Below are 3899 nucleotides of genomic sequence, written 5' to 3' on the forward strand. Positions count from 1 at the left end.
GCGGGCGCAGAGCTCCACGATGCTCCGGCCCTCCGGGGTCTCGTCGGCCAGGCTCGAGGCCCTCGCGGCCGCGGCGAGCTCCGCCGTCGAGGCGCCGGTCGCCGGTTCCAGGGAGGTGGCCTGGCGGGAGCCGAACGTGATGGTCCCGGTCTTGTCGAGCAGCAGGGTATCGATGTCGCCGGCGGCCTCGACCGCGCGGCCCGACGTGGCCAGCACGTTGTGCTGGACCAGCCGGTCCATGCCCGCGATGCCGATGGCGGACAGCAGCGCGCCGATGGTCGTGGGGATGAGGCAGACAAGCAGGGCGATGAGCCGGATCGGATCGATCTCGGCGCCAGAGTAGGCAGCGACCGGGCCGAGCGCGAGGACCGCGACCAGGAAGACGATCGTGAGCATCGCCAGGAGGATGTTCAGCGCGATCTCGTTGGGGGTCTTCTTGCGTTCGGCGCCCTCGACCAGCGCGATCATCCGGTCGACGAACGACTCGCCCGGGGCGGTGGAGATCCGGACGACGATCCGGTCGGAGAGCACCACGGTACCGCCGGTGACGGCGCTACGGTCGCCGCCGGACTCCCGCACGACGGGCGCGGACTCCCCGGTGATCGCCGACTCGTCGACGGTCGCGATGCCCTCGACCACGTCGCCGTCACCGGGGATGACCTCGCCGGCCAGGACCTCGACCAGATCCCCGACGGCCAGCTCCGTCGAGGGGACGGTCTGGGTCTCGTGGGGGCCGCGTCGGACCCTGGCGGTGGTCTCGGTGGTGACCTTGCGCAGGCTGTCCGCCTGCGCCGTGCCGCGTCCCTCGGCGACCGACTCGGCCATGCCGGCGAAGAGGACGGTGGCCCACAACCAGGCCGCCGTGGACCAGCTGAACACGGTGGGGTCCAGCACCGCGAGCACCGTGGTGAGGAGGGACCCCACCCACACCACAAACAGGACGGGGTTGCGGGCCTGGTGCCGTGGATCGAGTTTGCGCAGCGCGCCGGGGGCGGCCGCGGCGAGTTGCCGGGTGTCGAGCAGAGCGGTCACTGGAGTGCCTCCGCGATAGGTCCGAGGGCGAGCGTGGGCACGAAGGTCAGCGCCGCCACCAGGAGGATGACGCCGAGCAGCAGGCCGCCGAAGAGCGGTCCGTGGGTCGGCAGGGTGCCCGGGCCGGGCTCGCTGCGCTTCTGCGCCGCGAGGGAGCCGGCCATGGCCAGGACGAGGATGATCGGCAGGAACCGACCGAGGATCATGCACACCCCGAGGACGGCCTGGAACCAGTGATCGGTGACCGTGAGGCCGCCGAACGCGGAGCCGTTGTTGTTGGCCGCCGAGGCGAAGGCGTACAGGTACTCGCTGAGTCCGTGCGCCGAGTTGGGCGATCCGGCGGGCCCGCCGTTGCCCTGGGCGTCGAGTGCCGACGGCAGCACGGCCGTGACGGCGACGCCGGTGAGGACCAACACGGGCATGACCAGCAGCGACAGGCTGGCGCAGGTGATCTCGCGCCGGCCGATCTTCTTGCCCACGAACTCGGGGGTCCGACCCACCAGCAATCCGCCCACGAACACGGCGAGCACGGACAGCACCAGGATCCCGTAGAGACCGGTGCCGACCCCGCCGGGGGCGATCTCACCGAGCAGCATGTTGAGGATCAGCGCCCCGCCACCGAGAGCGGAGTAGCTGTCGTGCGCCGAGTCGACCGCGCCGGTGGAGGTGCCCGTGGTGGACACCGCGAACAGCACCGAGGCGGGGATCCCGTGGCGGACCTCCTTGCCCTCCATCTGCATCCCCGCGGCCTGCGCGGCCACGCCGGCGGCGTTGTACTCGGCCCAGGTGACCACCGCGAGCATGCCGCCCCACAGGGTGGCCATCACGCCGAGGATCATCAGCCCGTGCCGGCGGCTGCCCGCACCTGACTCGGCGAGCATGGTGCCGAACGTCCGGGTGAGCGCCACCGGGATCAGCAGCAGAGCGAAGATCGACAGCAGGTTGGCCAGCGGGGTGGGGTTCTCGAACGGGTGCGCCGAGTTGGCCCCGAGTATGCCGCCGCCGTTGGTGCCGAGCAGCTTGAGCGCCTCCTGGGAGGCGACCGGTGCCGTGGAGATCTGCTGCGCGGTGCCGTCGAGCGCAGTCACCGCCACTCCGCCGGAGAACGACTGGATCATGCCCTGGGTGAGGAACAGTGCGGCGGAGATCAGTCCGAGGGGGAGCAGCACCCGGACCACGGCGCGGGTGAGGTCCACCCAGAAGTTGCCGATCACGCTGCTGCGGACCCGGCAGAACCCGCGGACCACCGCGACCGCCACGGCGATCCCGACGGCGGCGGAGACGAAGTTCTGCACCGTCAGCCCGACCATCTGCGTGAGGTTGGTGAGGGTCTCCTCCGGCGTATACGACTGCCAGTTGGTGTTGGTGACAAAGGAGACGGCGGTGTTGAACGCCATGGCCGGTTCGACCGCGGACTGAGTGGCTCCCAGCGACGGCAGCCAGTGCTGGACGCGCTGGATCACGTAGAGGGCCAGCATGCTGACGGCGGAGAACGCGAGCACGCCCAGGGCGTAGACGCGCCAGGACTGCTCGCGGCGCGGGTCCACGCGGGCGAGCCGGTAGAGGAGTTGTTCGACCCCGAGGTCGCGGTCGCTGGTGAACACCCGGGCCATGTAGTCGCCGAGCGGGATGTACAGCGCTGCCAGCAGCCCGAGGAGACAGGCCACCTGGAGGCCCGCTGCGAGCGCCGGGCTCATGAGAACCGCTCCGGGTCGACCAGCGCGAGCACCAGGTAGGCCAACAGCATCGCCGCCACCACCAGCAGGACCACGGTGGTGACTCCCGCGACGGTCATCGGTCGGCTCCCGTGGTGGTGGCCGACGGAGCGTCGCGTGACCCGGTGTCGGGCGACGCGGTGTCGGGCGACGGGACGCCGGGGGAGGTGGCGGGCTCGTCGGACCGGGAGAGGCGGTCGACGAGGAACACGCAGCCGGCCAGGCAGGCCAGCATGAGCGCGAGATAGGCGATATCTAGCATCGCGGGCACGGTCACTTTCGATCGGGGATCAGCGTGGCGGGAGCCGACACTGCACCGAGAAGCCTGCGTCCCCCGCGCCCCGGCGGGAAGTGGCATTTACGGACTCTTGACGCCCCGCGCGGAGATCTTTATCCCTCCCTGACGAGGAGCGAGTGGCGGTGGCCGGGCCGAGGCCCCAGCAGTGGCGCGCGCCGCATGATCGGCGGGTGCCGTCCGGCAGGGCCGCGTCCGCTCACCCGGGTGACCGGGGCTGAGCCCGCTGCAGACGAGCCCATTCGGCGAGTGGTCACAGATGACGGATTTCAGGAGAACCCACCTGGGAAAACGTGATCAGGAGTGACCGCGCGACGACAGGTGACCCTGGGATATCTACTTGGAACCAGGATCGAGCGATGCCCTCGCCATGATGATCAACACGGCCATTCCGCAGCCCAGCCCCGCGAGCAGCACAGCTGCCGCCGTAGCGAAACCTTGGCTGCCCAAGCTGATTCCCGCGATCACGAGCATCACCCCGACCAGACCGCGGACACCCTGCCGCGACAGTGCGCTCAGTGTTTCTGTGACGTACTTTCTCCCTGGCACTTCGCCTCCTCTCGTCGCCCGGCTCTACCCGGCCACCGGCATCGGCGGGGCCGGCGCGTGGGTCACGCCGGTGTGGCCCGTGCGCAGGTACTCCACCACGGCGTCGTCGACGATGGCGTTCCCCTTGGCCACCTGCCCGTGGTCGCCACCCTCGACGGTGAGGACGTGCGCGCCCATGCGTTCGGCCAGCGCGAGCGCCCCCCGGTAGGGAGTCTGCGGATCGCCCACTGAGTTGACGAGCAGCGGCGCCGTGGCGAGCCCGGCGTTGCGGACCTCTACGGGCGTGGCGACCGGTGGGGCCCCGGCGC

At 70.8% G+C, this 3899-nt stretch carries 6 protein-coding genes; all 6 read right to left on the reverse strand.

Annotation, left to right across the window (positions count from 1 at the left end; all coding sequences use genetic code 11):
* Positions 1 to 1023: HAD-IC family P-type ATPase (locus G6027_RS08940; protein WP_182636870.1), on the reverse strand; the 1023-nt coding region annotated here is incomplete at its 3' end.
* Between the two features lie 5 nt (positions 1024 to 1028).
* Positions 1029 to 2729: a potassium-transporting ATPase subunit KdpA gene (gene kdpA / locus G6027_RS08945; RefSeq protein WP_182636865.1), complete on the reverse strand. Its 1701-nt coding sequence runs from the start codon at positions 2727 to 2729 to the stop codon at positions 1029 to 1031.
* Entirely contained in the window at positions 2726 to 2827 is a 102-nt protein-coding gene (locus tag G6027_RS08950) for a potassium-transporting ATPase subunit F (RefSeq protein WP_182636866.1), read from the reverse strand. Before G6027_RS08950 ends, kdpA begins: the two co-directional genes overlap by 4 nt.
* Positions 2824 to 3009 (reverse strand): hypothetical protein, encoded by a 186-nt coding sequence (locus G6027_RS08955; protein ID WP_182636867.1) that lies wholly within the window; start codon positions 3007 to 3009, stop codon positions 2824 to 2826. The genes G6027_RS08950 and G6027_RS08955 overlap by 4 nt, the downstream gene beginning before the upstream one ends.
* A 369-nt stretch (positions 3010 to 3378) precedes the next feature.
* Positions 3379 to 3591 (reverse strand): hypothetical protein, encoded by a 213-nt coding sequence (locus tag G6027_RS08960; protein ID WP_182636868.1) that lies wholly within the window; start codon positions 3589 to 3591, stop codon positions 3379 to 3381.
* A 24-nt stretch (positions 3592 to 3615) separates the two neighbouring features.
* Positions 3616 to 3899, reverse strand: a 284-nt coding sequence (locus G6027_RS08965) for an alpha/beta hydrolase (RefSeq protein WP_182636869.1), incomplete at its 5' end; no start/stop codon positions are given.

This window comes from Dietzia sp. SLG310A2-38A2 (assembly GCF_014145095.1).
In the GTDB taxonomy this organism is placed as follows: Bacteria; Actinomycetota; Actinomycetes; order Mycobacteriales; family Mycobacteriaceae; genus Dietzia.

Coding starts and splice junctions, on each gene's coding strand:
- kdpA (WP_182636865.1), bottom strand. CDS start 2,729: ATGAGCCCGGCGCTCGCAGCGGGCCTCCAGGTGGCCTGTCTCCTCGGG.
- G6027_RS08950 (WP_182636866.1), bottom strand. CDS start 2,827: ATGACCGTCGCGGGAGTCACCACCGTGGTCCTGCTGGTGGTGGCGGCG.
- G6027_RS08955 (WP_182636867.1), bottom strand. CDS start 3,009: ATGCTAGATATCGCCTATCTCGCGCTCATGCTGGCCTGCCTGGCCGGC.